Genomic DNA, 22518 nt, shown 5'->3' with positions numbered 1-22518 from the left:
TCTATACCTCCCTCATTATAACGGAAATATTCAAAAAATAAAGACAAGACAGATAACCAAGCTCTATCCTGTCTTTTGCGCTGATTCGAGCGATTCAATCGCCGCTGACACGTCCTTCTCGCCATATTGCCCCATTAAGCATAACGATTCTTCCGCCCGGCAGGCGTGAGAAGAGATGCGGCGCTTGGCTTCCTCATGCATGTCACGGATGCCGAGTTCTTGGAGACTGACGGGAAATCCGAGCCGGCGGTAAAACGGAAGCAGCTCTTCAATCTCATGTCTCCGATTCTCAAGCGCAAGCTGCACCAATATGCCGTAAGCAACCTTCTGACCGTGCAGCACCTGATGTGTCTCCTGAATAAAGCTGAGTCCGTTGTGCACCGCATGCGCCCCTGCCATCCTGCACAAACGGCCCCCATAGCCGCCGACCGTTCCCGCGAGCATAATAATCGTTTCCGCCGTCTGGATGAACGGTACTGACAGCTCACCTTTCTCCATGCTTACGACGGCTGCTTCACTGTAACGCAATAACAGATCACGGATATATTCCGCCTGCCTCAGCCCCGCCTGAGCCATCAGCGGCGCCGTCCCCGTATTTCTGATGACCGCTTCGGCCTCATACCATTTCGCCAGCGTATCACCGATCCCGCTTTTCATATATTCAATGGGAGAGGAAAGCAAAAACAGCGGATCAACAAGCGTCAAATAGCTTGAACGCTTATGATAATCCACTCTGATAAAATTGCCGCTCTCATCATACATGACACTTAACGGCGTACTTGCCGCACACGTCCCCGCGATGGAAGGAACCATCACAGTCTCAATATCAAGCCGGTCTGCCGCCGCTTTTGCCAAATCCAACATCGTGCCGCCTCCGATACCGATGATCACATCCGCATCTTTCGCCTGCTCACAGACCTTACGCACCGCCTCAGGTGAACAGTATCCTTTATGCTGAATCACATCCCAGGAAGAACCGCCGCTGTAATCGGAGAACGCCTGATAGGATTTGATTCCGGTCACAATCACGGGTTTTCTGAATGTCTCCAGCAGCCCCGGAAGCTCTTTTGCGATTCCTTCCTTACATATATATTGATTCGGGCCGCTTCGCACGATATCTTCAGGCTTCATTCGAATCTCTCCTCTGGCTGGAATTTATATATATTTTCTCACTTATCAGAAAATACATCAACCGGAGGTGCGTCAGCGCTTCGCTTCCTCCGCCTCCATAAATAGCTCATCAAGCCGCTCCAAAGCCTCTGCCTTTTCAAAACTGCTGAACCACAGATCATCATAAGAATCCAGGATGCGGTAATGGTGGGAAATCAAATGCTGCTGCAAGCGGAACTCACCTTTTTTCTCGATGGTTTTCCACCACACCTTGCCGCCCATCGTCTTCCCCTTCGGCCTGTCAATTGTGCGATGGGCAACCGCTTCAATGACCTCCAGCGGATCATCTCCTAATACGGATTGCAGTGTTTCACTTGATCTGAAAAGCGCGCAAACCGCCACAACATGCGGCCATTCCGCAAGCGCCCGCCCTTTCTCAATCTGCACCAGCGCCTTTTTAGAAAGACCGATCACATCCGCCATTTTCTCTTGCGTATAGCCTCTCTCCGACCGGATTTTCTTCAGCTGGACCGAGACAAGCTCAGTCATATAATCTTGATCCATCTCAACCTCCATATTTATCAATATAGCCATTTTACACCGCGTGACGCCTTTTTTATATCGGTACATTTTTAAATGAATCAAAAGAAGCGGTAAAAAAGTACCCTTTTCCTCTTTTTCTCAATTCACGAACAGAAATTGGCATCCTCATGGTAAAATACGGTCGGAGAAAATCAGGCGAAAGGACACTGTAAGGGTCAACTCGTATAATAGAAATGACAAACACTAAAATTTTATTAGAAAGAAAAACAGATGGCAGTTTTATACTGACTGGCTATCCGGTTAAATAGAGGTGGGTAAAATGGAAAAGGTAAAGAATGAGAGTTTAGAGGAAGTAAGCAATTTTTTATCTTGTTACTTTCACCAGGATTATGATTCAATGGAATCCGTATACGAAGAATTGCTGAATGAAGAATCAAGACAATACTTAATATCTCTGGTTCCTCTTCTGAGAAACTTTATCAATAGTGATTGGACAATTGAAGAAAAAAATACTCTCATAGATGAATGTGCCGATGGAGTTTACTTTCCTTACTACGAAATATCACCTTTAGAATGGTTAAAACAAGTAACAAAAAAAATTGAACTATACTTAAATCGATAAGCAGTGTGAAATTGAATTCAGATGAGAGCAGAATGGCGCATGGTAATCTCCATCTGTGATATTCCTTCAGGAAAAATGACTTGGATCGCCACTTGCGGGGGCACTCATTTTATGCGGATTTAATAGGTCAGAAATGAAACCAAATCCAAAGCAGAATACTGAAAACGTGTAAATAAAGCGAGCGATTCCCATTGATGCAGGATCGCTTGCTGCCTTTTTTGAAGATGTCTCCTATGCCCGTCCTGACGTTCCAAAGTTTCAGAGGCGCAGACAAGCTGTCATACGTTTGCCACCTATTAATGAACGCACACTACACGTAATGGAGGGATTGCAATGGACGAAATGGTCCTGGAAACACAGCAATGGCTGAATGAGACGTACAAAGGCAGACACGGGTACAACAAAGTGCCGGAAAACGGAAAAACGGGTTGGGATACCATTTACGGTCTGACACGGGCGCTTCAAATCGAGCTTGGTATTTCTGAACCTGCCGATAACTTCGGACCGACGACACAAAGATTGTTTAAACCGTTGAAAAAGCAGGCTCCCGATTCAAAGCCGACAAACATGAATTACATCCTGCAAGGGGCGCTATGGTGTAAAGGATTTAACCCGGGCGGATTTTCTGGCGTTTTCTATGAAAATACCGAAAGCGCTGTAAAAGAGTTTCAAAAAGCGGCCGGGCTCACTAAGCAAGACGGCATCGTCACAGCACTCATTATGAAAGCCTTGCTGGATATGAGCGCTTTTCGGTTAGTAGCGGGCGGCGACAAAAAAATCCGCCAAATCCAGCAGAACCTGAACAGGGATTACAATGACTACATCGGCTTGATGCCTTGTGACGGCTTATATGCCCGCGATACAAACAAGGCTCTCATTTATGCCCTCCAAAAAGAAGAAGGCATGAGCACAAGCGTAGCCAATGGATTTTTCGGGAACGGAACGACCAGCTTATGTCCTACCCTGACTCCCGGCGATTCACGGACAGGCTTTGTTTTGATTGTTCAATACGCGCTTTACTGTAATGGGAAATCATTTGACCCCGGTGAATTCGACGGAAAATACGGCGTCGGCGTTGTATCGGCAGTGAAAGCTTTCCAAGAGTTTATGTGCCTGCCGCAAACAGGTTATGCGGACATGCCGACGATTAAAGCTTTATTATCAAGCTCAGGCGACACAACGCGGGCTGCTTCGGCTTGTGACACTGCTGCAATTATAACGGCAGATACCGCTAAAACTTTACGTGAGAATGGCTATAAAATCGTGGGAAGATATTTGACCGGGAATGTGCGGATTGGTAGCGATTTAGTTACTTCTAAAGCGCTGAGCAAAGAAGAGTTGTCAATTATCTTTAATGCGGGCTTAAATGTATTTCCTATTTATCAAGACGGCGGATACGAATCATCATATTTTGTTAAAAATCAAGGAACAAGAGATGCTTATAGTGCAGCAGATGCAGCACGAACCTTGGGATTTCCCTCCGGTACAACCATTTATTTTGCCGTTGATTTTGACGCCTATGATTATGAAGTAACCAATAAAATCATTCCTTATTTTAAAGAAATCAAGACTGCATTCAACAATATGCAAAGATTCCCTGATTCACCACAGTATCATATCGGGGTATATGGACCGCGCAATATCTGTATCCGAACAGCTAAAGAAAAATTAACAACACACAGTTTTGTTGCAAATATGTCAACTGGATTCAGCGGCAATCTTGGCTACCCTATGCCCAAAAACTGGGCGTTTGATCAATTCTATGAAGGTACTGTTAATGGCAAATCTGAAAGCATTGCCATTGACAAAGATAGTTATTCCGGAAAAGATAGCGGTGCCTCAAGCGTGCAGCCGCCTGAAAATCCAACTTATGATGCACGGTTACGTACCTTAACAAATATTTTATCCAGTATACCAGCAATCAGTAACATTCCGGATATCGCTACAACTATGTTTCACTTCGATAATAGTCAAACACTTTATGAGTCACCAAGTCTAGATATTACCCTTTCTACTGCATTGTCTTTTATATTGCCAAGTACTAATTCAGCTAATGTAATTAGTATATCAAATGGAAAACCTGGAGCATCCGTAACAGGATTGTTAGGTGAGACGAAAACGACCCTTGCTGCTTCACAGCTAACATCCTATCAAGATATGTTAAACAGCTTGAGTCTATCAGTACGAAATGGTTATATACAAGTGGCTGTCACACCATCCGCTGACTCTTTAAAGATTTCGTTTACTGTTTATACACCAAATATTCCGGTAAGCGACGGTACTACAACTAGACTTGCAACGACTGTAACGTTTATTATTAAGCAGAAGGAATTTACAGTACCAGAATCAGAAGAAGTTTTTAAACCAGACTGGGAAACTGCTGTTAGTGTAGCTACTGCAGGCGCAGCTGTAGTTTTGGGAATTGTAGTCTTAGTTACTATTTTTCCCGAAATGGCTGGAGCTTCAGCATTTATCAGTGCTTTTCGAGCATTATTTTCTTAAAGGCTGACCAACATTTTATACTACATGAATACTCTTAAAGGTATTCATGTAGTTCTTCTAAGGAGGATGATGTATGAAAATTGACAATCAAATATATGATGAAATCAAAAGCATAGCAGAATCAGAATTATTGAATAGCAGTAAAAACGACACAGAACTGCTTACATATCTTCAAAAACAAGATTCCATTACACTTAACAGGTTAAAAACCTACTTTTCTGAACCTCGGCTTTCACTTACACACTCTATAAAAATCACAGTATGCGGGACATTATTCACCTTATTTATGTTTTTTGCGACCAATGAATTTTCTCATTTAACGGGAATGATTTTTCGCTTATTTATTGGTGTTATAGGATTTCTTTGGCTTATTTCTGTCTATAAAAACAGCCGGAAAATTCAAATCTCAAAAAACTTCAAGGAAAAATCTGAAAACTTTCGTATCATCGGAATGATTGATTTTGTTCTTGAACAAAGATATAAAGGCATAGTGAGCTAAGCAACCCCCCTGCCCCCCTTCTATAAAGGAGGGGTTTTTTATGCAAAAATTCCAAAGATAATTTTTCCCTTCCCGAGTGGACCTCAAAAGCCGTAATATCAAAATTTCTAAAAAGGCTCTTCCCCACTGGAAATAACCGGAACACCCAATTTCATTCTCAATATAATGTGGTAGTGGATCTGTAAAGAAAGAAGGGCTACATGATGGGTATCATTAATGGCAAAATGTATATTGACCGATTAAACCAGCTTAAAAATGAGATTTGGCTTGACGGTGAAAAGATCGAGGGACTCATTTCTGAACATCCCGCATTTAAGGGCCTTCTGGAAACGAAGCGCTCTCTTTATGATTTGCAAACGAAACCGGGCATGAAAGACGAGATGACATACAGTCTCCCCGGTAAAAAAGAGCGGGCCGGGCTTTCATACCTGCAGCCGAAAACGAAAGAAGACGTGAAAAGAAGAAGAAAGATGTTCGAGCATTGGGCCAGGCATACGCACGGAATGATGGGACGAAGCCCGGATTACATGAATACTGTCCTGATGAGCTTCGCCTCCTCTGCCGCGCTTTTGAAAGACCGGGAGCATTGTTTTCCGGAACATGTTCAGGCGCTGTACGAACGCGCTGTCACACAGGATCTTTCTTTTACGCACACGTTTATCACCCCTCAGGTGAATCGTTCACAAATGGATGTAAACGTATCACCAACACCGATCTCCGCAAAAGTCGTCGAAAAAAATGAAAAAGGCCTCGTCATTCACGGCGCCCGGATTTTGGCCACACAAGGCGGCCTGACGGATGAAGTGCTCGTGGTTTCCCTGCCTAAGATGTATTTTGAATCAGATGAAGCGTTCGCTTTTTCCATTCCTTCCAATACAAAGGGCGTAAAATTCATCTGCAGGGAATCTTTCGTACTGGGAAAATCATCATTTGATTATCCGCTCAGCTCAAGATATGAAGAAATGGATTCCATCGTTGTATTCGATAACGTTTTAGTCCCTTGGGAACGCGTATTTTTTTATGATAATTACGAGGCGGCTTATGATTTCAATATGAAAAGCTCTTTTAACGCCTTCGCATTTCACCAAGTCATCACGAGACAAATTGTAAAGACGGAGTTTCTCCTGGGTCTTGCCCAAACGCTTGTCGATGCGATAGATGTCAGCGAGTTTCAGCATATTCAGGCTAAGATGGCTGAAATCATCACCGGTCTGGAAACGATGAAAGCTCTCTTGGAAAAGTCGGAGAATGATGCCGAAACAGATGAATGGGGATATATGCGGCCGAGTGTCACTCCGCTTCGTGTGGTCAGCGCGATTTTCCCTGACATCTACCCGCGCTTCACAGAGATCATTCAGCTGATCGGGGCAAGCGGAATGGTGACTTTGCCGACTGAAAAAGCGTTTCATTCAGACATCAGAGGAGACCTTGACCAATATTTACAGGCAACTGAATTGAATGCCGAGGATCGGGTGAAAGTGTTCCGTCTGGCATGGGATTTGACCATGAGCCCTTTCGGAACAAGACAGACACAATATGAGCGGTACTTCTTCGGTGACCCCGTCCGCTTGGCCAGCCATCTGTACAATAGCTATCCGAAAGAAGAACAGACCGCTGTCATCAAGGACTTCCTGAACATTCATAAATAAAACAAAGCAGAGCCTCATCTCTGCTTATCATAGCTGGATCGGCTGCCGCCGATCCTATTTTTTATTTTGACTGATCACCACCATCGTAATATGCGATAACGCGAAAGAGACAAGCGTGTACACAGCGGCCCATCCGATAAACGAGAAATTCAATACAGTAAAAGTGCATATAAGGCAAACGGCCAAAGCGGCAGCCGGCATAATAAACGCGTTTTTAAACAGATATGTTCCGGCGACTGACAAGATGATAATACAAAGCGGCAGAACACCGAACGCAAAATCCAATTCATCAATCAACAGAGGCACTCCTTTCCCTTTTCTTAAATCGGCCTACCACATCTTATGCCTGAGTACAAAAACAAGTACTTCAAATCCTTTCGCGCTCACGCTGATATTCCCTTCGGTGATTTATTCAAAAAAATGAAAACTTTTCTTAAAGCGTTTACATTTATGGCAGACTGTGATAATTTAAGAAAGCGCTATCATACACAAGTTAATGATTTTTGGATGGAGATGAGGAGAGCCAGAAAAACCCGCCCTTACACAAGGGTGATTTCTGGTTCTTTTTGTTATTTTTAAGGAAAGGAGTCATACATACATCATGATAGACGTTCAGCAAAGGGGAGGATATGATGTTTCAGTTGTTCAAGCCGGCTCCGCATATTGAGAGATTGGATGATTCAAAGACGGATGCGGCCTATAAACGGCTCAGGCTGCAAGTATTTTTGGGGATTTTCATCGGGTATGCCGGGTATTATTTGCTCCGCAAAAACTTTGCCTTCGCTATTCCTTACTTTCAGGAGCAAGGGTTTTCAAAAGGGGAACTTGGCTTGGTGCTTGCGGCCGTATCAATCGCTTACGGCTTCAGCAAATTTATTATGGGGATGGTGTCTGACCGCTGCAACCCGAGATATTTCCTTGCAACGGGTCTGTTTTTGTCAGGTGTCGTAAATATTTTATTTGTTTCCATGCCATGGGTCACGTCAAGCGTGACGATTATGTTTATTTTTATGTTTATTAACGGGTGGTTTCAAGGGATGGGCTGGCCGCCTTGCGGACGGACGATGGCTCATTGGTTTTCCATCAGTGAACGCGGCACGAAAATGTCGATATGGAATGTCGCCCATAACATCGGCGGAGGTATTCTCGCCCCGCTCGTGACTCTCGGCATCGCCATGTTTGTTACTTGGAAAAGCGTGTTTTTCTTTCCGGCTATTATCGCCATTGTCATTTCATTTGTCATCGTTCTTCTCGTTCGTGACACGCCGCAATCCTGCGGGCTGCCGCCGATTGAAGAATACCGGAATGACTATCCGAAACATGCGTTTAAAGACCAGGAAAAAGAAATGACGACCAAAGAAATTCTTTTTAAATACGTGCTGAATAATAAATTTCTGTGGTATATCGCATTTGCCAATGTGTTTGTTTATTTCGTACGGTACGGAGTCGTTGACTGGGCGCCGACTTATTTGACGGAAGCGAAAGGATTCTCTCCTGAAGACTCCAGATGGTCTTATTTCCTTTACGAATATGCGGGAATTCCGGGCACGATTTTGTGCGGCTGGATCAGCGACCGGTTTTTCAAAAGCCGCCGCGCGCCAGCTGGCGTACTGTTCATGGCCGGTGTATTTATCGCTGTATTGGTCTACTGGCTTAACCCTGCCGGTCATCCGCTCATCGACAATATCGCGCTGATCAGCATCGGGTTCTTAATCTATGGACCTGTCATGCTGATCGGGCTTCAGGCCATTGACCTTGCGCCTAAAAAAGCGGCGGGAACGGCAGCCGGCTTAACCGGGTTTTTCGGCTACATCGGAGGCTCGGCTTTTGCCAACGCCATCATGGGTTATGTTGTAGACCGCTTTGACTGGAACGGAGGCTTTATCATGCTTGTCACCTCATGCGCGCTGTCCATCGTCTTCTTGGCTATGACGTGGAATACCGGCAAGCGGGCGGAGCATGTATAAGAAAACAACATAAAAGATTAATATTTTTGCAGTACAGAATTTACAACGATTTTCTACGCTAGAGACAGATATTGATTTATTAAGGGGGAAGAAAACATGCGGAAACATAAGTTGTTTGCTTTGGTATTGCTTTCATTCGGTTTATTGTCATTCATCGTCACGCCTGTATCGGCGGCGGGAAAAGGAAACCTCTTGTCTCCTGACAGAATGTTAACCATTGCCCATCGCGGTGCTTCGGGGTATGTCCCGGAGCACACGATCCTTTCTTATGAAACTGCGCAAAAAATGAAGGCAGACTATATTGAATTGGATTTACAAATGACAAAAGACGGCAAGCTGATCGTCATGCATGATGAAAAGCTGGACCGCACCACAAACGGACACGGCTGGGTGAAGGATCATACATCAGCCGAGATTCAAAAGCTCGACGCCGGCTCTTGGTTCAATAAAGCCTATCCGGAAAAAGCTAAACCGCAATACGCCGGACTTCACGTTCCCACACTTGATGACGTGTTAAAACGGTTCGGCAGACACGCAAATTATTATATTGAAACGAAGGCGCCTGAAACGTATCCGGGTATGGAAGAGAAACTGATCGCTTCACTGAAAAAATACAAATTGGCAGGTAAGCATGCGAAACTTGGACAAGTGATCATTCAGTCTTTCAGCAGGGACAGCCTTTTGAAAATCAAAAAGCTCGATCCGAAACTTCCCGCCGTCCAATTGCTTGAAGCGGATCAGATGACGTCAATGACTGACGCTGATTTAGCGGACATCAAAACCTATGCCGTCGGAATCGGGCCGGATTACAAAGCGCTGAACGCTCAAAACGTCCGGAACATACGCAGCCACGGCCTTTTGCTTCACCCTTATACCGTAAACAGCGAAGCGGACATGCGCCGCCTGCTGGATTGGGGCGTAACCGGTGTGTTCACCAACTATGCGGATATATTCCAAAAGGTCAAAAAAGAATACAAATCATAAAGCCAGCATGGGTTCGGAGATGATGCCGAACCCATGTTTTTTTGCGCGATCAAAAAACCCTTGCGGGAAATGTACCGCAAGGGTTGTATCAATCGTTATTCTTTTCCGGCAGCGGCTTCGGCCTGTCCGCCTTTTAATTGATCGTTGATTGCTTTGGCGTCTTTCAAATACTCAGTCTTGAATCCGCTCTTCAGCGCCCACGCATAGAAGACAAGGGCAACGATTGCGATCAGCCCCATATCCCAGCCGTACGGAATGATGTTCAGACCGCCGAATTTTTCACTTCCGAGCCATGAAATGGTCATCATGCTGAGCAGATAGACAACCATCCAGACGCCGCCTTTAAAGTTTCTGCGGAATCCTTTCCACTTCGCTTTCGCTTGGTAGTAGAAGTAAATCGGCAGACCGATCAAAATGATAAACAGCACCTGCCCCGTTAGCGGCCAGCGCGCCCAATACAGCACGAGAGACGCGAACACGAAGCCGAGCGGAGCAACCATGCTGAGGCCTTTCAGACGGAGAGGCCTGTACAAATCCGCCGCCGTCCGCCGCAGCGTCATCACCGTCACAGGACCCGTGATATAAGAAATCAGTGTCGCAACGGAAATGATTTCAGCAAGCACGCCCCATCCTCTGAATAAAAACAGAAAGATAAACGATACGATCAGGTTAAAAATCATCGCTTGGCGCGGCACGCCGTACAGCGGATGAAGCTTTCCGAAAATGCTCGGCATATATTTATTTTTTTCCATGCCGTAAATCATGCGAGACGTCGTAGCGGTATAAGTGATACCGGTTCCTGACGGAGATACGAACGCATCCGCATAAAGAATAATGACAAGCCAGTTGATATTCAAGGCGATCGCCAAATCGGCAAATGGAGAGTTAAAGTTCAGGTGACTCCAGCCGTGAACGATCATAGAAGGTTCAACCGCACCGATAAACGCGATTTGCAGCAGGACGTAAATGACAGTTGCGACCAACAGCGAACCGACAACCGCAATCGGAATCGATTTACCGGGATTTTTTGCTTCTCCGGCCATGTTAATCGGGCTTTGAAACCCGTTAAACGCAAAGACGATACCTGATGTGGCCACTGCTGTCAGCACGCTCGCCCAGCCATTCGGCGCAATGCTTGACCCGGATGTGAAATTTCCGCCGTGAAAACCGGTAAACAGCAGCGCTCCGATTGTCAGCCCCGGAATAATGATTTTAAAGATGGTAATCAATGAGTTCGCTTTTGAAAATAAGTTAACTGTCCAATAATTCAGTAAAAAGTAAATAATCAGCAATACGGACGCAAAGCCGAGACCCTCTCCCGTAAGTGTGCCGTTGTGAACGAGATTGCCTGTCCATTTCGCCCACTCCCACGGCCATGAGCTCATATATTGAACGGACGCGACCGCTTCCACCGGAATAACGGAAACAATCGCAATCCAGTTTGCCCATCCTGCGATAAATCCAATAAATGATCCATGAGAATATTGAGTATATTTTACCATTCCCCCGGCTTCCGGGAACATTGAACCTAATTCACTGTAAGAAAGTGCGATAAACAAAATAACGATCATACCGATAATCCAGGAAATAATTGCGGCAGGTCCCGCAATCTGAGCCGCCCGCCATGCCCCGAATAACCAGCCAGAGCCAATCATTGACCCAAGTCCGACCATCATGAGTGCAAACGTTCCCATTCTGCGATGTAATTGATTCATAAAGTTAACACCTTTCAATTAATATATGACTCCAACGCTATCATATATTTATAATATTATTCTGAAAATAGTTTTGTCAATCTTTATCGCATTAAAGCAGGAATCCAAAAATTACCCTTTGATGTTTAAACAGCCGTCAAGCGGGAATAACTACTGCAAGCCAGAAATAGAAAGGAGTTTTTATCATGAAACAAAAACTGCTCATTTCAGGACTTGCCGTGTCGACTGTCGGAGTGACTTCCTACCTGCTCAAAGATAAATCAAACCGCCAAAAGGTGAAGGACTTTATCCGCAATATGAAAACATCGCTTTCAGGGAAGCACGATATTGAATCATTTCCCGTCCACAAAGCAGGCAACCCGCATCCCGAAGATATTGAAGATAACAAAATGGTATCCGAAGGCTCCATGTATCCGGTTCAATACTACGATGACAAGAAGAAATAATCTGTTCCCATGCTGCCCGGCCGTATAAACGGCGGCAGCTTTTTTATGCAGACGGCTTTTTATAGATCCGCCAATATTGACGCGACCCTTGATCCCGCACGGTAATGCCCAGTTTGGATATTTCCGCTTTCAGTTCTTTCGCATCTTCGGTTTCATCCTGTTTCAGCGCCTTTTCCCTCGCTTTTAAGAGAGCGTTTGCCCCAGGCTCCAAATCCGGCATGTCCGGCACCCACCGTTTGTATTCTTCTTTAAAAGGATCTTCCGTTCCCAGCCAGACATACCCATGACCGCAAAACGCATCAGCCGCTTTTTCAACCGCCGGCTCAAGCTTTTCCCGAAAAAGCTCCTGCCCTTCAGTCCCCAATAAGACCAGATACTTCCCATCCGTAAACACACCGGAAATGCTGTCTTTCGAAAACACGCTTTCTTTATTATGTATGGTTAAGGACACCTCACTGTCCGTCACGACTGCCACAAGACTTTCTTTAAAAGCCGCCCGCGTCAGCCACACTCCCCCAATTAAGCCGATAACGGCAGTTGCTGCCGCAGCCTTCAATCCGTGAAAAGATGCGATGATTTTCAGCGGCCCGTGAAAAGGCAGCCAATCCAATGTAACGGCCCATTTCGCAATGACCGGCAGAAACCAGCCGATGACCAGACCCAATAATGGCGGCACCAGAAAAACCAAAGCTTTCTCAGCCGATGACAACTCAAGAACCGTCTGTTTTTTTATTTCGTTCATGTTTCTCCTCCGTCTGTGTTTTTCACAACTATCCATTATACAAAGGGTTGGATGATTCTGTAAACTATTTCCGAAACAATAAAAAGCCTCCCGGCCGCCGGGAGGCTTTTTAAAACAGCAGTTCATACACTTCATTCAATTCCATTGTACGCTTCTCATCCTGCTCGTTCTCAGCATATTTGATCTCCTTCTCAAGCACCTGATTCAGCGCATCCATTTCCAGATCATTAAGATCCTTCACGAACTCGCCCTCATTTGCATAATGCTTCACCTGCAGCTTTTTATAAATCCCGCGGCAAACATCATGCTCCAAGTGGTTCGAAAGCGACTCGCGCAAATACCCGAGTGTCGTGTCCATCATGTAAGCCCTCCCTTTTCTTTAGGAATAGCTTCCCGGAAAGAGAGAAAAACTATACATGAAAGCGAGGCTGTTTTAACTCTGTACCTGAATGGAGAAAAATCCGCTGCTTAACGGTGTGTACGGCCCATTCAGCCCCGTTGCGGAGAAAGAGAACGTTCCTGAACTGACATAAGAAAGAGGAACGCTGTAATATTTAATGTAGCCTGTAATGATATTGCCGTTTTTCGTATATTCATCTTCCAGCGCTTTTGCCGTGAGATTTGTAATATTCGTTCCGTTGTTAAACGCCTGAATTGTGTTATTGTTCGGATACCCTTGAAAATATACAGCTAAATACCCCGTTGTGCCCTTCATCGGTTTTGATGCGCTGATTTGGTTCGGTCCGATATTTTCCCATTGATAATTCTGTCCGTCAGACGTCACACCGATAATACGGATTTGTGTTAAAGCAGGAGCGGGCGCCGCAGAAGCTGACGGCATCCACAACCCGCTTACCAGCATCAATACAGCGGCAGCCGCGGCGAATAACATCAAGATTCTTTTTTTCATGTTTCTTCCTCCTCTTGTCATATTTTCATAGAACTCTATTCTATTTTACATGATTCCAAAGGAAAAAGATTACATTCCAAAAAAGAGTCTGGAAAACTTTGTGAACTAGATATGAAACGCTCTGGAAACACCATTGATGATCAGAAAGATGCCGCAGATTCTTAACACGACTCTTGAACTTCTGTCATCTTTACCGAAAAAGGTTTTTCCGAGCCAGCCGATCCAGACGTTCATTGCGGCTCCAGCAAGCAATTCTATGATTCCGATGATTTCTGCCATATACAAAGCAGCCATCCTCCTAACTGTGTTTTTTCATATTGCGGTTTATCAAACAGAGTGATAAGGCCAGTGCCGCTGCGCCGGCGGCAAGAAACAGGCTCAAGGGCGCAATCTGAACACTGTCTCCGCCATTGTTTTGAAATGCGCCGATCACCCATTTTTCAATGGTAAACAACGACAGCGTCCGCATATACTCCGGAGCCGCATCTAAAGTGAAGAAAGCCCCTCCCAATAAACCCGTAACAGCGATGAAAACAGAAGCAAGCGATGTGAATTGCTTTTGGCTCTTCATAAACGGGATCACCGCCATCGTTACAGCAGTCAGCGCAAATACACAGGCCGCAAGCATTGCTCCCGCAGCAAGAACGTGATCGGCAAAACGGATATGCAGCATGAATGTTCCGGCACCGAGAATCACTATAATATGGAGAAGTCCGAAAAGATACGCCGCCGCAAACTTAGAGATTGCATATGCCGTATAGGACACGGGCGTGCTCAGCAATCTGGCATATGTATGATTTTCTTTTTCGTCTATAAATGATCGCAAGCTTTGAACCGCAACGAACCAGATAAACATTACTAAAAATCCGATAAGCCTGTCAGCCGCTTGTCCGCCTGCATAAATGTGCTGGCGGTCAACGCTTACGGCAGAATGGCTTTGGATATCCTTCAACAGGTCAGCCGCCGCCTGCTTAGCGTCAGTGTGCAGCGTGCGGGACATCACTGCCGCATCGCGGACGATCTTTTTCAGCGTGCCCGCCTGCTGCGCAATCAGCTGCTCTGTCAAAACAGCATCACCCTTTTCTTCATTCTGTATAAATGAAACGTTCAATTCATCTCCGGAAAATAATGTCTCTTCAAAATGAGTTCCGATCAGCAATCCGAAGGAAATATCCTGATGATTAACCTTTGTTTTTAAAACATCCTCCGTGACCTTCGTGACTTTTACATGGCCGGCTGTCTGAATCATGTTCATCAATTGTGCTGAAAAGACGCTCTGATCCTTATCAGCCACATAGACTTCCTTCTGCTGACTGTCATCGGCAGAAAAGGAAAAGAGATAAGTCAGAAGGAGCGGGACGGAAATGGTCGCAAAGATCGCAACCCGATTCTGTAACATCAGTTTCAGCTGATGTCTGATCATGAATAACAGCTGCATCATGAAACAGCCTCCTTCCGCTTAAACACCCATATGGTCAAACATAAAAACACGGCGCCGATAGCGAAAAGCTCTGCCAAATCCGCCAGAATACCGCTCAGGCCGGCATGCTGCGTGACACTTACGTAGCTGTTGATCGCTTTGCCGTTCGGTATCAGCTCCTGCACGATTTTCAAACCGGCAGGCAGGCTGTCTTTTGCAATAAAACTTCCGCCTAAAAAACTGAAGCCATACAGAATAGGAGCCGCCATGCTTGAGACGGTCTCGTGGTTTTTTGCAGTAAACCCCCAAAGAAGCACGATACTGCCGACCGCAAATGAATAAACGATCGTCACCAGCAATATTTCAAAAAAATTGCCCCATTTCACATGGTACAAGATGCTGCTTGCGATGATGACGGCAGCCATTTGTATAAGGATGGCAAACATGATCCCCAAAAGCTTTCCAGCCACGTACTGGATATGTAATACAGGCATTGATTTGATTCTGAAGAATGTGTGCTGCTGCCTTTCTTCCACTATGCCGTGAATGAGCGCAAAAGCGGTCATGATAGAAAACATGACGACCATCGCGATTGAATAATACTGCATCGCATCAATCGGAGCCGCGTGATGGCCAGCCGACTGTTTCGGAATGGCCACAGCCTGTCCGCGCTCAGCGGAAAGTCCGCTCATTATGCTGCCGACTTCCTCCTTTGACAGATGTCCCGACTGTTTCAGCACCGTTTTTTCTTCGCTGTTTTTCATCTTTACTCTGGTGACAAACGAATCGGCCATTATCTCAACAATGTCTCCGTTTACAGAGCCTTGTTGGTCTGAAATGACGTTGATATTTGTTTTTTCATTGTGTTCCGCCGCTTCTGCAAAGCCTTTCGGCACGTATACAAAAACCGAAACTTTGCCGCTTTCGACAAGCTGTTTCCCTGCTTGATAACCGCTTATGTCTTTTACACGGATGAGATCATTTTGTTTCAGAACGTCATTCTTTAATATGTCTCCCAAAGCACTCTCCGCGTGATCCGCATTATAAAACGCGATTTTAAATGACTTCGCTTTCGAATCGCCGTGAAAAACCGTTCCTAAAATAAAAATCATCAGCGCCGGAAATAGAATCAGTTTTATATAGAAAGACTTTTCTCCGGCCATTAACCGAAAATCTAATAAAATCAGCCTGATCAGTGTTTTCATGACGCCCCCTGTGAATCCCGCAGCGTTTTGCCGGTAAGCCGGAGGAAAATGCTTTCAAGATTGGCTTCCTCGAAATGAATGCCCTTAATAGTGATACCGGTTCTTCTGATATCATCCGCAATATCAAGGATATTCCGCTCTGCCGCGGAAACGAGCATCGAAATGGTCTGATGGCTGACGGCGGCTTCGGAAACACCGGGAATGCGGCGGATTTTTTGTACGGCATCATCATTCAGACCCTCTGCATTCACGATCAGGGTATCGGAGGCACCCGCTGACTGTTTCAATTCGTCTTTCGTTCCGCAGGCAATGATTGAGCCGCGGTCCATGATCGCCGCTCTTTCACATAGATATTCGACCTCTTCCATGTAATGGCTCGTGTAGATGACGGTCATTCCTTTTTCTTGATTTAACGTCTTAACGGTTTCAAGAATATGGTGTCTGGATTGCGGATCAATTCCGACGGTCGGTTCATCTAAAATGAATAGTTTCGGTTCGTTCATCAGGGCAGCACCGATATTCACCCGTCTCTTCATACCGCCTGAAAATTCAGACACCCTTTGGTTTCGCTGTTCCTTTAATTCGATGATGTCCAGCACTTCATCGATCCGCTTATCGAGCTCCTTACCGGAAAGTCCGTACAGGCTCCCGAAAAAAGCCAAATTATCCTTTGCGCTTAGCGCTTGATACAAGGCTATTTCCTGCGGGACGATACCCATCACTTTTTTTATGGCCGCAGGCTGTTTTTGTAATGACATTCCATTAATGCAAATGGTTCCGCCCGTCGGTGAGAGCACGGTGCTGATCATTGACACCGTTGTTGATTTACCGGCGCCGTTTGGTCCCAGCAGACCGAATATCTCTCCTTTTTCGACGCGCAGCGATATATGATTGACAGCGGTAAAATCGCCGTACTTCTTTGTCAAATCGGTTAATTCAAGCATTCGTGCAGCACTCCTTGTGTCATGTCTGCACTTATTCTACTCTTGGCGATCCTTGTTTTCTATTCACTTTCGTACTCGATATGGATATTACTTTCGTCATATGTTTGGTGATGAAAAGAGGGAGGGGGTGAAGCGGGGTTATATCATTTTTTGCAAATATAATGTAAGCTCAGTCCTGTTTGTCACTTCGAGTTTATCGAGGATTCTGGATACATAGTTTTTCACAGTGCCTTCAGTCAGGAATAAGTCTGCGGCAATGCGTTTATTGCTTTTGCCTTCCATAATGTGTTTTGCGACATCAAGCTCTCTCGGCGTGAGAATCTCTGTCAGCTTTGGCTGCGGCTCCTCCTGAACGGCCGGGATGCCGATATGATTCAGCGCTTTTACGACTTGAACCGTAACCTTGGGATTCAGCATCATATTTCCTTCATAAACGGCCTGAAGAGAGGCAATAATTTCTTCTGAATCAGCATCCTTCAAGATATAGCCGTCAGCCCCGCTTTTCAGCCCGGCAAAAATATAGTGATCATCCTCAAACGTTGTCAGAATGATGACTTTTACGGACGGATAGCTGGCTTTTACTGCTTTTGTCGCTTCGATTCCGTCCATGCCGGGCATTCTGATATCCATTAAAATCACATCGGTATCGGTTTGCGGAAGCAGCTGCAGAACTTCTTCACCGCAAGAAGCTTCTCCCGATACTTGAATTTCTTCGTGTAGGCTCAGAATCATTTTCAGCCCCTCCCTGACAATGGACTGGTCGTCTGCGATCATGACATTCACTAGATCATTCCTCCTTGCACGGTATCTTTATTTTCACGTCAAAACCCGTTTCATTTCCGGAAGTGAAAACAGCTTCTCCGCCAAGCGCGGCCGCTCTTTTTTCAATTCCTTTCAGACCATTTGATTTTATAATCGTCCCGCACGCTGAGCCGTTATTATGAATATGCGCCAATATCATGTTCAGGTCCTTTTGAATCCGGACAGAAACATATGACGCATGTCCGTGCTTCACCGCGTTCGTAATCGATTCCTGGATGGTTTGATAAAGACAGTGCTTCACATCAGGCTGCGCCGCTTCTATGGCCTCGTCCATCTCCAGCTCGAAGTGTATCCCTCCCGCCTCTTGAAAATGGCTGAAAATGTCACGGAGCGCTTGTTCAAATCCCCGCCCCGGCAAAGAGCCCTGCAGCAGCATCACGGCCTGGCGAAGCTTTAAAATCGATTCTTTCGTAAGATCATGCGCCTTATGAATGATCTGCTTTACTTTTTCCGGCTGATGCCCGGCTGTCTTCCCGGCAAACTCCAAATTCATTTTCAGAGCAGCGAGATAATGACCTAAAGAATCATGCAGCTCCTGCGCAATTCTTGTTCTTTCTTTCGTAACCGCCAGTTCTTCAATGCGTTCTGAGTATTCCTTCAGTGTGGCGTTGGCCGTCTTCAGCTCTCGATTCAGCGATTCAACCTTTGACTTCTCCTGCAGATTCTTCCGATATAAATAAATCACCGCAAACATGATGAAGTAAGGGAGCACGATATCACTGACACCCGCTCCGGAGGCGTATAAAGCGGCGGCAAATGCGGCGGCGTGCATCGTTAACAAAACAGCCGAAATCTGCTTATCAGTAATAAGCACCTCCACCAATAAAAGCACCATTATGGCCTGTGCACCAATGCAATAGACATTGTACAGCAGAACTCCCGCCATGACGCTGCTCAGGAGAAAAGATCCGTGATAGATGGCGGACTGTCTCTTCATATATATCGGCCGCAGGCAGTCATTCGCCGTCAGCAGCATCACGAGTACAGACAAAAAAACCTTCAGCTCCCCCCGGCCGGGAGGAAGCTGAAGAATCGTATGAAAAATTGATAGTAACGCAAAGCCCCTGATCAGTAACTTCGTATGTGCAATCTTCATCGTATTCTCCTTACAGATGAGCGGCGGCTTTTCGCTCCACGTTCAGCAGATCATACAGCTCATCAAGCGAATGAATTTCATACGTCGGAATGATCCCCGACTCATTTATTTTCTTTCCGGGATTAAACCAGCACGTATCAATTCCCGCCATCTGACCGCCTTTTATGTCCGCGCTCAGTGAATCGCCGATAATAAGCCCGCGCTCGGCAGAAAAACCGGGAATTCTCGCAAATACATAATCAAAGTATTCCTTCATCGGCTTTTGAAAACCCGTATCCTCAGATACAAACACATCTTTAAAAAACGGATACAAACCGGAATCACCCAGCCGCTTATATTGGGATCTTGATACACCGTTTGTCACGATGTATAAATCAAATAAAGGACTCAGCCTTTCAATCAGCTCATAAGCTCCGTCTATCATCTGGTGTCCTTCTTCTAAGTATCGGCGGTACGCCTCATTCATCAGCACGCCGTCCGCCTCGAGGCCGTATTCTTTAAACAAAAGGGCAAACCGTGTATTCACCACTTCATCGCGGGTCATATCCCCCTCTTCAAACGCCTTCCACAACCCTTGATTTATTGCTTTATAACGGGCTTCCACCTCTGGCGTCAGTTCCAGCTTTGAACCTTGAAACAATTTTTGAAGAGCATCGGTTTCTGAAGCGGTAAAATCCAGCAGCGTATTGTCTATATCAAATAATAACGTACGGTAGTGACTCATCGATGTTTCCCCCGGTTCTGCTTTTTTTAACCAGTATACCACTCGCGGACAAGCCGAAAAAGACACCCCTTTAAGAGAGGTGTCTTGTTGAGTTATACAGCGTCTTCTATTTTCGAGTCTTCATCAGACATGCGCTTGCCGATGCCGAACGCATAATAGCTGATCGTCACAATCGCCATAAAAATCACCCCGACGACCAAAGATATCCGCGTCTCTTTGTTAAACCACATGCCGGCCAATACCATGATTAAGAAAGCGATCGTCACATAGTTTGTAAACGGCGCAAAAGGCATTTTAAACGGGTGCTGATCAAGCTCAGCGCCCTTCGCCCGTCTGAAACCGAGATGGCTGATTAAGATAACAAACCACGGAATCATTCCAGGGAGCACACTCGCGCTGTAGACATAGACAAATATTTTCGGAGGCGCGATGTAGTTCAGCACGACACCGATCACAAGTCCGATTAATACTGCGAGCGTACCGAATATCGGCACACCGCTCGATGAAACTTTCTTAAAGAATTTCGGCGCCTGTCCGTTCACGCCCAACGTATAAAGCATGCGTCCCGCACTGAAAATCCCGCTGTTGCAGCCGGACATCGCAGCGGTAATCACAACAAAGTTAATCAAACCGGCTGCCGCCGTAATCCCGACTTTCGCAAATGTCGAAACAAACGGACTGCCGAGTGAGTGAAGCTCATTCCACGGATATACGGTAACGATTACGAAAATCGCACCGATGTAGAAAATCAAAATCCGCCAGATAATGCTCTGAATCGCGCTTCGCAGCGTTTTTTGCGGATCTTTCGCTTCCCCTGCCGTAATCCCGATCAGCTCAACCCCTTGATAAGCCGCAACGACCAAAGACAAAGCAAAGAAAAACCCGGAAAAACCATTTGTAAAGAAACCGCCGTGCGACCATAAATTAGATAATCCGATCGCATGACCCCCGTTGCCGAAACCGAAGAAAATAATGCCGATACCCGCAACAATCATCAGAATAATGGTGACGATTTTGATCATGGCAAACCAAAATTCAAACTCACCGAAAGATTTTACCGAAATCAAATTCGCCGCACCGAGAATGGCCATGGCGATAAGGCCGGGAATCCATGCCGGCAGATCAGGAAACCAATATTTCATATACGAACCGACGGCGATAATTTCAGACATCCCGACGATCACCCATTGAAACCAGTTGCTCCACGCCGTCATATAGCCGGCTAACGGATGTATATACTTATGGCCGAATGTCGCAAACGACCCTGTACTCGGCTCTACATAAAGCATTTCGCCCATCGCACGCATGATAAAAAAGATAAAGATACCCGAGATCGCATAAGCCAGCAGAACAGACGGCCCTGTCCATCCAATCGTGCTGGATGACCCCATGAATAAACCGACACCGATCGTGCCGCCCAGCGCAATCATCTGGATATGACGCGCGCCTAAGCCTCTTTTTAACTCCTTGTTTGCCACTTCGCTTCCTCCTCTTAACCACATACTCGAAAATGAGAAAACAACAGAACAGCTTGCCTTCTCAACAATCAGAAAATTCAAACTTAAAATTGTTATATAATCTCCAAAATTACTTATTTCATCATAATAAATTTCTCTGGAAAATACAATTGTTTTTTTCAGGCAAACACATATATCCAGAGTTTTTCACCAAAACTTCGATTAAAATCTTTTATATAGATATAATTAAATCATTAGAATATTAAAATTATACCTTTCATAAAAAAATAAGCTGTTCTCAATGAACAGCTTATCTAATAATTCACGCCAGTTTGGCGCTTTAATATTTCAAGCCACCCGCTATCTCCGGTGCCATAGCTCTTACTTTGCCCCACATCTCTCAAAGATCCATTGCTGTAATCAATTGATAAAATAAAATCCGGAATCGCACCATACCCGGCTTCCGCAATCTTACTCAGTTCTGAACGATAGTGAGATATAGCATAGGATGCCGTTTGTTTTTGCACAGGAACTTTTTCAAGCTCTTCTTTATACACGTCTAATAAGTCACGTCCATCAAGCGCTACATACCGCCCGTCAATCACTGCTAAATCCTTCAAGTGATGGCCTGTGACCTCGTACATCTCACGAGCTGCCTGATACTTTCGATAAGCCTCTTCTGAAAATTGTGTTGAATCACTGCTTTGGCTTTTCATGATATGTAAAAATAGCTCTTTGCTGTTGTCCCCAGATTGCAGCACTTGCTCAATTCGCTTGATCAGGTCCTCATCGTCTGTCCCGCTCACCTGCACCTTATAGTCAATCGGCGTGATTGTAAACGTCAGCTCTGTCCCCTCCGGAATGTGACATTGCGAAATGCGGCATCCTGCAGGTTATAGCTTTGCGCCTTGCCTTTGAATAGCCATTCTGTTTCATTGTCGTAGGCAGCCTGTCTTTCTGCAGGAGACAAATCACTTCTGAAATAAGGAGACTTTGAATTTTGATACTTATCCTTAATATAGCCTAATGGATCAGACTTTGTTTTGTTAATTGCATTGATCCTGCTGTATTTTTCATCTAGTATTTTGATTCTGATATCACTCTCAGATTCATAGGAATTATTGGAGTCATCACTGTTTCTTTCCCTGTGTCTGTCACTGC

22 protein-coding genes and 1 pseudogene are annotated in these 22518 nt (G+C 45.4%); 7 read left to right on the top strand and 16 right to left on the bottom strand.

The window, feature by feature from the left end:
• Positions 1-63: 63 nt before the first annotated feature.
• On the bottom strand, positions 64-1131 hold the full coding sequence (locus tag ACH32G_RS17420) for an iron-containing alcohol dehydrogenase family protein (RefSeq protein WP_016936883.1): 1068 nt from the start codon (positions 1129-1131) through the stop codon (positions 64-66).
• 72 nt (positions 1132-1203) lie between these two features.
• Positions 1204-1674, bottom strand: a complete 471-nt coding sequence (locus tag ACH32G_RS17415; protein ID WP_448814639.1) for a helix-turn-helix transcriptional regulator — start codon at positions 1672-1674, stop codon at positions 1204-1206.
• Between the two features lie 298 nt (positions 1675-1972).
• Between ACH32G_RS17415 and ACH32G_RS17410 the strand changes: the two genes are divergently transcribed.
• The 4 genes from ACH32G_RS17410 (at position 1973) to hpaB (ending at position 6925) form a co-directional block, all read left to right on the top strand.
• Positions 1973-2275: a contact-dependent growth inhibition system immunity protein gene (locus ACH32G_RS17410; RefSeq protein ID WP_095241842.1), complete on the top strand. Its 303-nt coding sequence runs from the start codon at positions 1973-1975 to the stop codon at positions 2273-2275.
• A gap of 333 nt (positions 2276-2608) precedes the next feature.
• Positions 2609-4777: a glycoside hydrolase domain-containing protein gene (locus ACH32G_RS17405; protein WP_049627822.1), complete on the top strand. Its 2169-nt coding sequence runs from the start codon at positions 2609-2611 to the stop codon at positions 4775-4777.
• A gap of 73 nt (positions 4778-4850) precedes the next feature.
• Entirely contained in the window at positions 4851-5276 is a 426-nt protein-coding gene (locus ACH32G_RS17400; protein ID WP_049627821.1) for a hypothetical protein, read from the top strand.
• A 203-nt stretch (positions 5277-5479) separates the two neighbouring features.
• On the top strand, positions 5480-6925 hold the full coding sequence (hpaB, locus tag ACH32G_RS17395) for a 4-hydroxyphenylacetate 3-monooxygenase, oxygenase component (protein ID WP_016936890.1): 1446 nt from the start codon (positions 5480-5482) through the stop codon (positions 6923-6925).
• 54 nt (positions 6926-6979) lie between these two features.
• Here the strand turns inward: hpaB and ACH32G_RS17390 are convergent, their stop codons facing one another.
• On the bottom strand, positions 6980-7222 hold the full coding sequence (locus ACH32G_RS17390; RefSeq protein WP_016936891.1) for a DUF2651 family protein: 243 nt from the start codon (positions 7220-7222) through the stop codon (positions 6980-6982).
• Between the two features lie 335 nt (positions 7223-7557).
• Here ACH32G_RS17390 and glpT point away from each other — a divergent pair, with 335 nt between their 5' ends.
• Positions 7558-8892, top strand: coding sequence for a glycerol-3-phosphate transporter (glpT, locus tag ACH32G_RS17385; RefSeq protein WP_016936892.1), 1335 nt, complete (start codon positions 7558-7560; stop codon positions 8890-8892).
• Between the two features lie 96 nt (positions 8893-8988).
• Positions 8989-9876: a glycerophosphodiester phosphodiesterase gene (locus tag ACH32G_RS17380; protein WP_016936893.1), complete on the top strand. Its 888-nt coding sequence runs from the start codon at positions 8989-8991 to the stop codon at positions 9874-9876.
• A 95-nt stretch (positions 9877-9971) separates the two neighbouring features.
• On the opposite strand, the gene ACH32G_RS17375 is transcribed toward ACH32G_RS17380, so the two are convergent.
• On the bottom strand, positions 9972-11591 hold the full coding sequence (locus ACH32G_RS17375) for an APC family permease (RefSeq protein ID WP_016936894.1): 1620 nt from the start codon (positions 11589-11591) through the stop codon (positions 9972-9974).
• Between the two features lie 185 nt (positions 11592-11776).
• Between ACH32G_RS17375 and ACH32G_RS17370 the strand changes: the two genes are divergently transcribed.
• A complete protein-coding gene (locus ACH32G_RS17370) occupies positions 11777-12037 on the top strand; it encodes a hypothetical protein (RefSeq protein WP_016936895.1) in 261 nt (86 codons plus the stop codon).
• A 43-nt stretch (positions 12038-12080) separates the two neighbouring features.
• Here the strand turns inward: ACH32G_RS17370 and ACH32G_RS17365 are convergent, their stop codons facing one another.
• The 12 genes and pseudogenes from ACH32G_RS17365 to ACH32G_RS17310 all read right to left on the bottom strand — a co-directional run.
• Complete coding sequence (locus ACH32G_RS17365) at positions 12081-12779, bottom strand: YqeB family protein (RefSeq protein ID WP_448814638.1); 699 nt, start codon at positions 12777-12779, stop codon at positions 12081-12083.
• A gap of 109 nt (positions 12780-12888) precedes the next feature.
• Positions 12889-13137: a sigma-G-dependent sporulation-specific acid-soluble spore protein CsgA gene (locus tag ACH32G_RS17360; RefSeq protein WP_029575245.1), complete on the bottom strand. Its 249-nt coding sequence runs from the start codon at positions 13135-13137 to the stop codon at positions 12889-12891.
• A gap of 75 nt (positions 13138-13212) precedes the next feature.
• Entirely contained in the window at positions 13213-13689 is a 477-nt protein-coding gene (locus ACH32G_RS17355) for a DUF4879 domain-containing protein (protein ID WP_448814637.1), read from the bottom strand.
• 105 nt (positions 13690-13794) lie between these two features.
• On the bottom strand, positions 13795-13974 hold the full coding sequence (locus tag ACH32G_RS17350) for a hypothetical protein (protein WP_016936899.1): 180 nt from the start codon (positions 13972-13974) through the stop codon (positions 13795-13797).
• A 13-nt stretch (positions 13975-13987) separates the two neighbouring features.
• The gene (locus ACH32G_RS17345; protein ID WP_448814636.1) at positions 13988-15130 is read right to left on the bottom strand and encodes an ABC transporter permease; all 1143 of its coding nucleotides are present in this window, start codon (positions 15128-15130) and stop codon (positions 13988-13990) included.
• Positions 15127-16314: an ABC transporter permease gene (locus ACH32G_RS17340; RefSeq protein WP_448814635.1), complete on the bottom strand. Its 1188-nt coding sequence runs from the start codon at positions 16312-16314 to the stop codon at positions 15127-15129. Before ACH32G_RS17340 ends, ACH32G_RS17345 begins: the two co-directional genes overlap by 4 nt.
• Positions 16311-17258: an ABC transporter ATP-binding protein gene (locus ACH32G_RS17335; RefSeq protein WP_448814634.1), complete on the bottom strand. Its 948-nt coding sequence runs from the start codon at positions 17256-17258 to the stop codon at positions 16311-16313. The genes ACH32G_RS17340 and ACH32G_RS17335 overlap by 4 nt, the downstream gene beginning before the upstream one ends.
• Positions 17259-17396: 138 nt before the next feature.
• Entirely contained in the window at positions 17397-18041 is a 645-nt protein-coding gene (locus ACH32G_RS17330; protein WP_047476092.1) for a response regulator, read from the bottom strand.
• Between the two features lie 4 nt (positions 18042-18045).
• Positions 18046-19176, bottom strand: coding sequence for a sensor histidine kinase (locus tag ACH32G_RS17325; RefSeq protein WP_448814633.1), 1131 nt, complete (start codon positions 19174-19176; stop codon positions 18046-18048).
• A 10-nt stretch (positions 19177-19186) separates the two neighbouring features.
• On the bottom strand, positions 19187-19900 hold the full coding sequence (locus ACH32G_RS17320) for a YjjG family noncanonical pyrimidine nucleotidase (RefSeq protein ID WP_045926332.1): 714 nt from the start codon (positions 19898-19900) through the stop codon (positions 19187-19189).
• A gap of 92 nt (positions 19901-19992) precedes the next feature.
• Positions 19993-21378 carry an amino acid permease gene (locus ACH32G_RS17315; RefSeq protein WP_049627808.1) on the bottom strand — a complete coding sequence of 462 codons (1386 nt, stop codon included), beginning with the start codon at positions 21376-21378 and terminating at the stop codon, positions 19993-19995.
• Positions 21379-21671: 293 nt separating this feature from the next.
• A pseudogene (locus ACH32G_RS17310) lies at positions 21672-22515 on the bottom strand (DUF4885 family protein); the annotation flags it as partial.
• Between the last annotated feature and the right edge of the window lie 3 nt (positions 22516-22518).

The sequence above is a fragment of the Bacillus sp. CIS52 genome, from assembly GCF_053545315.1.
The sequence above is the reverse complement of the archived record's forward strand: the minus strand, read 5'-3'. Positions and strand labels throughout refer to the sequence as shown.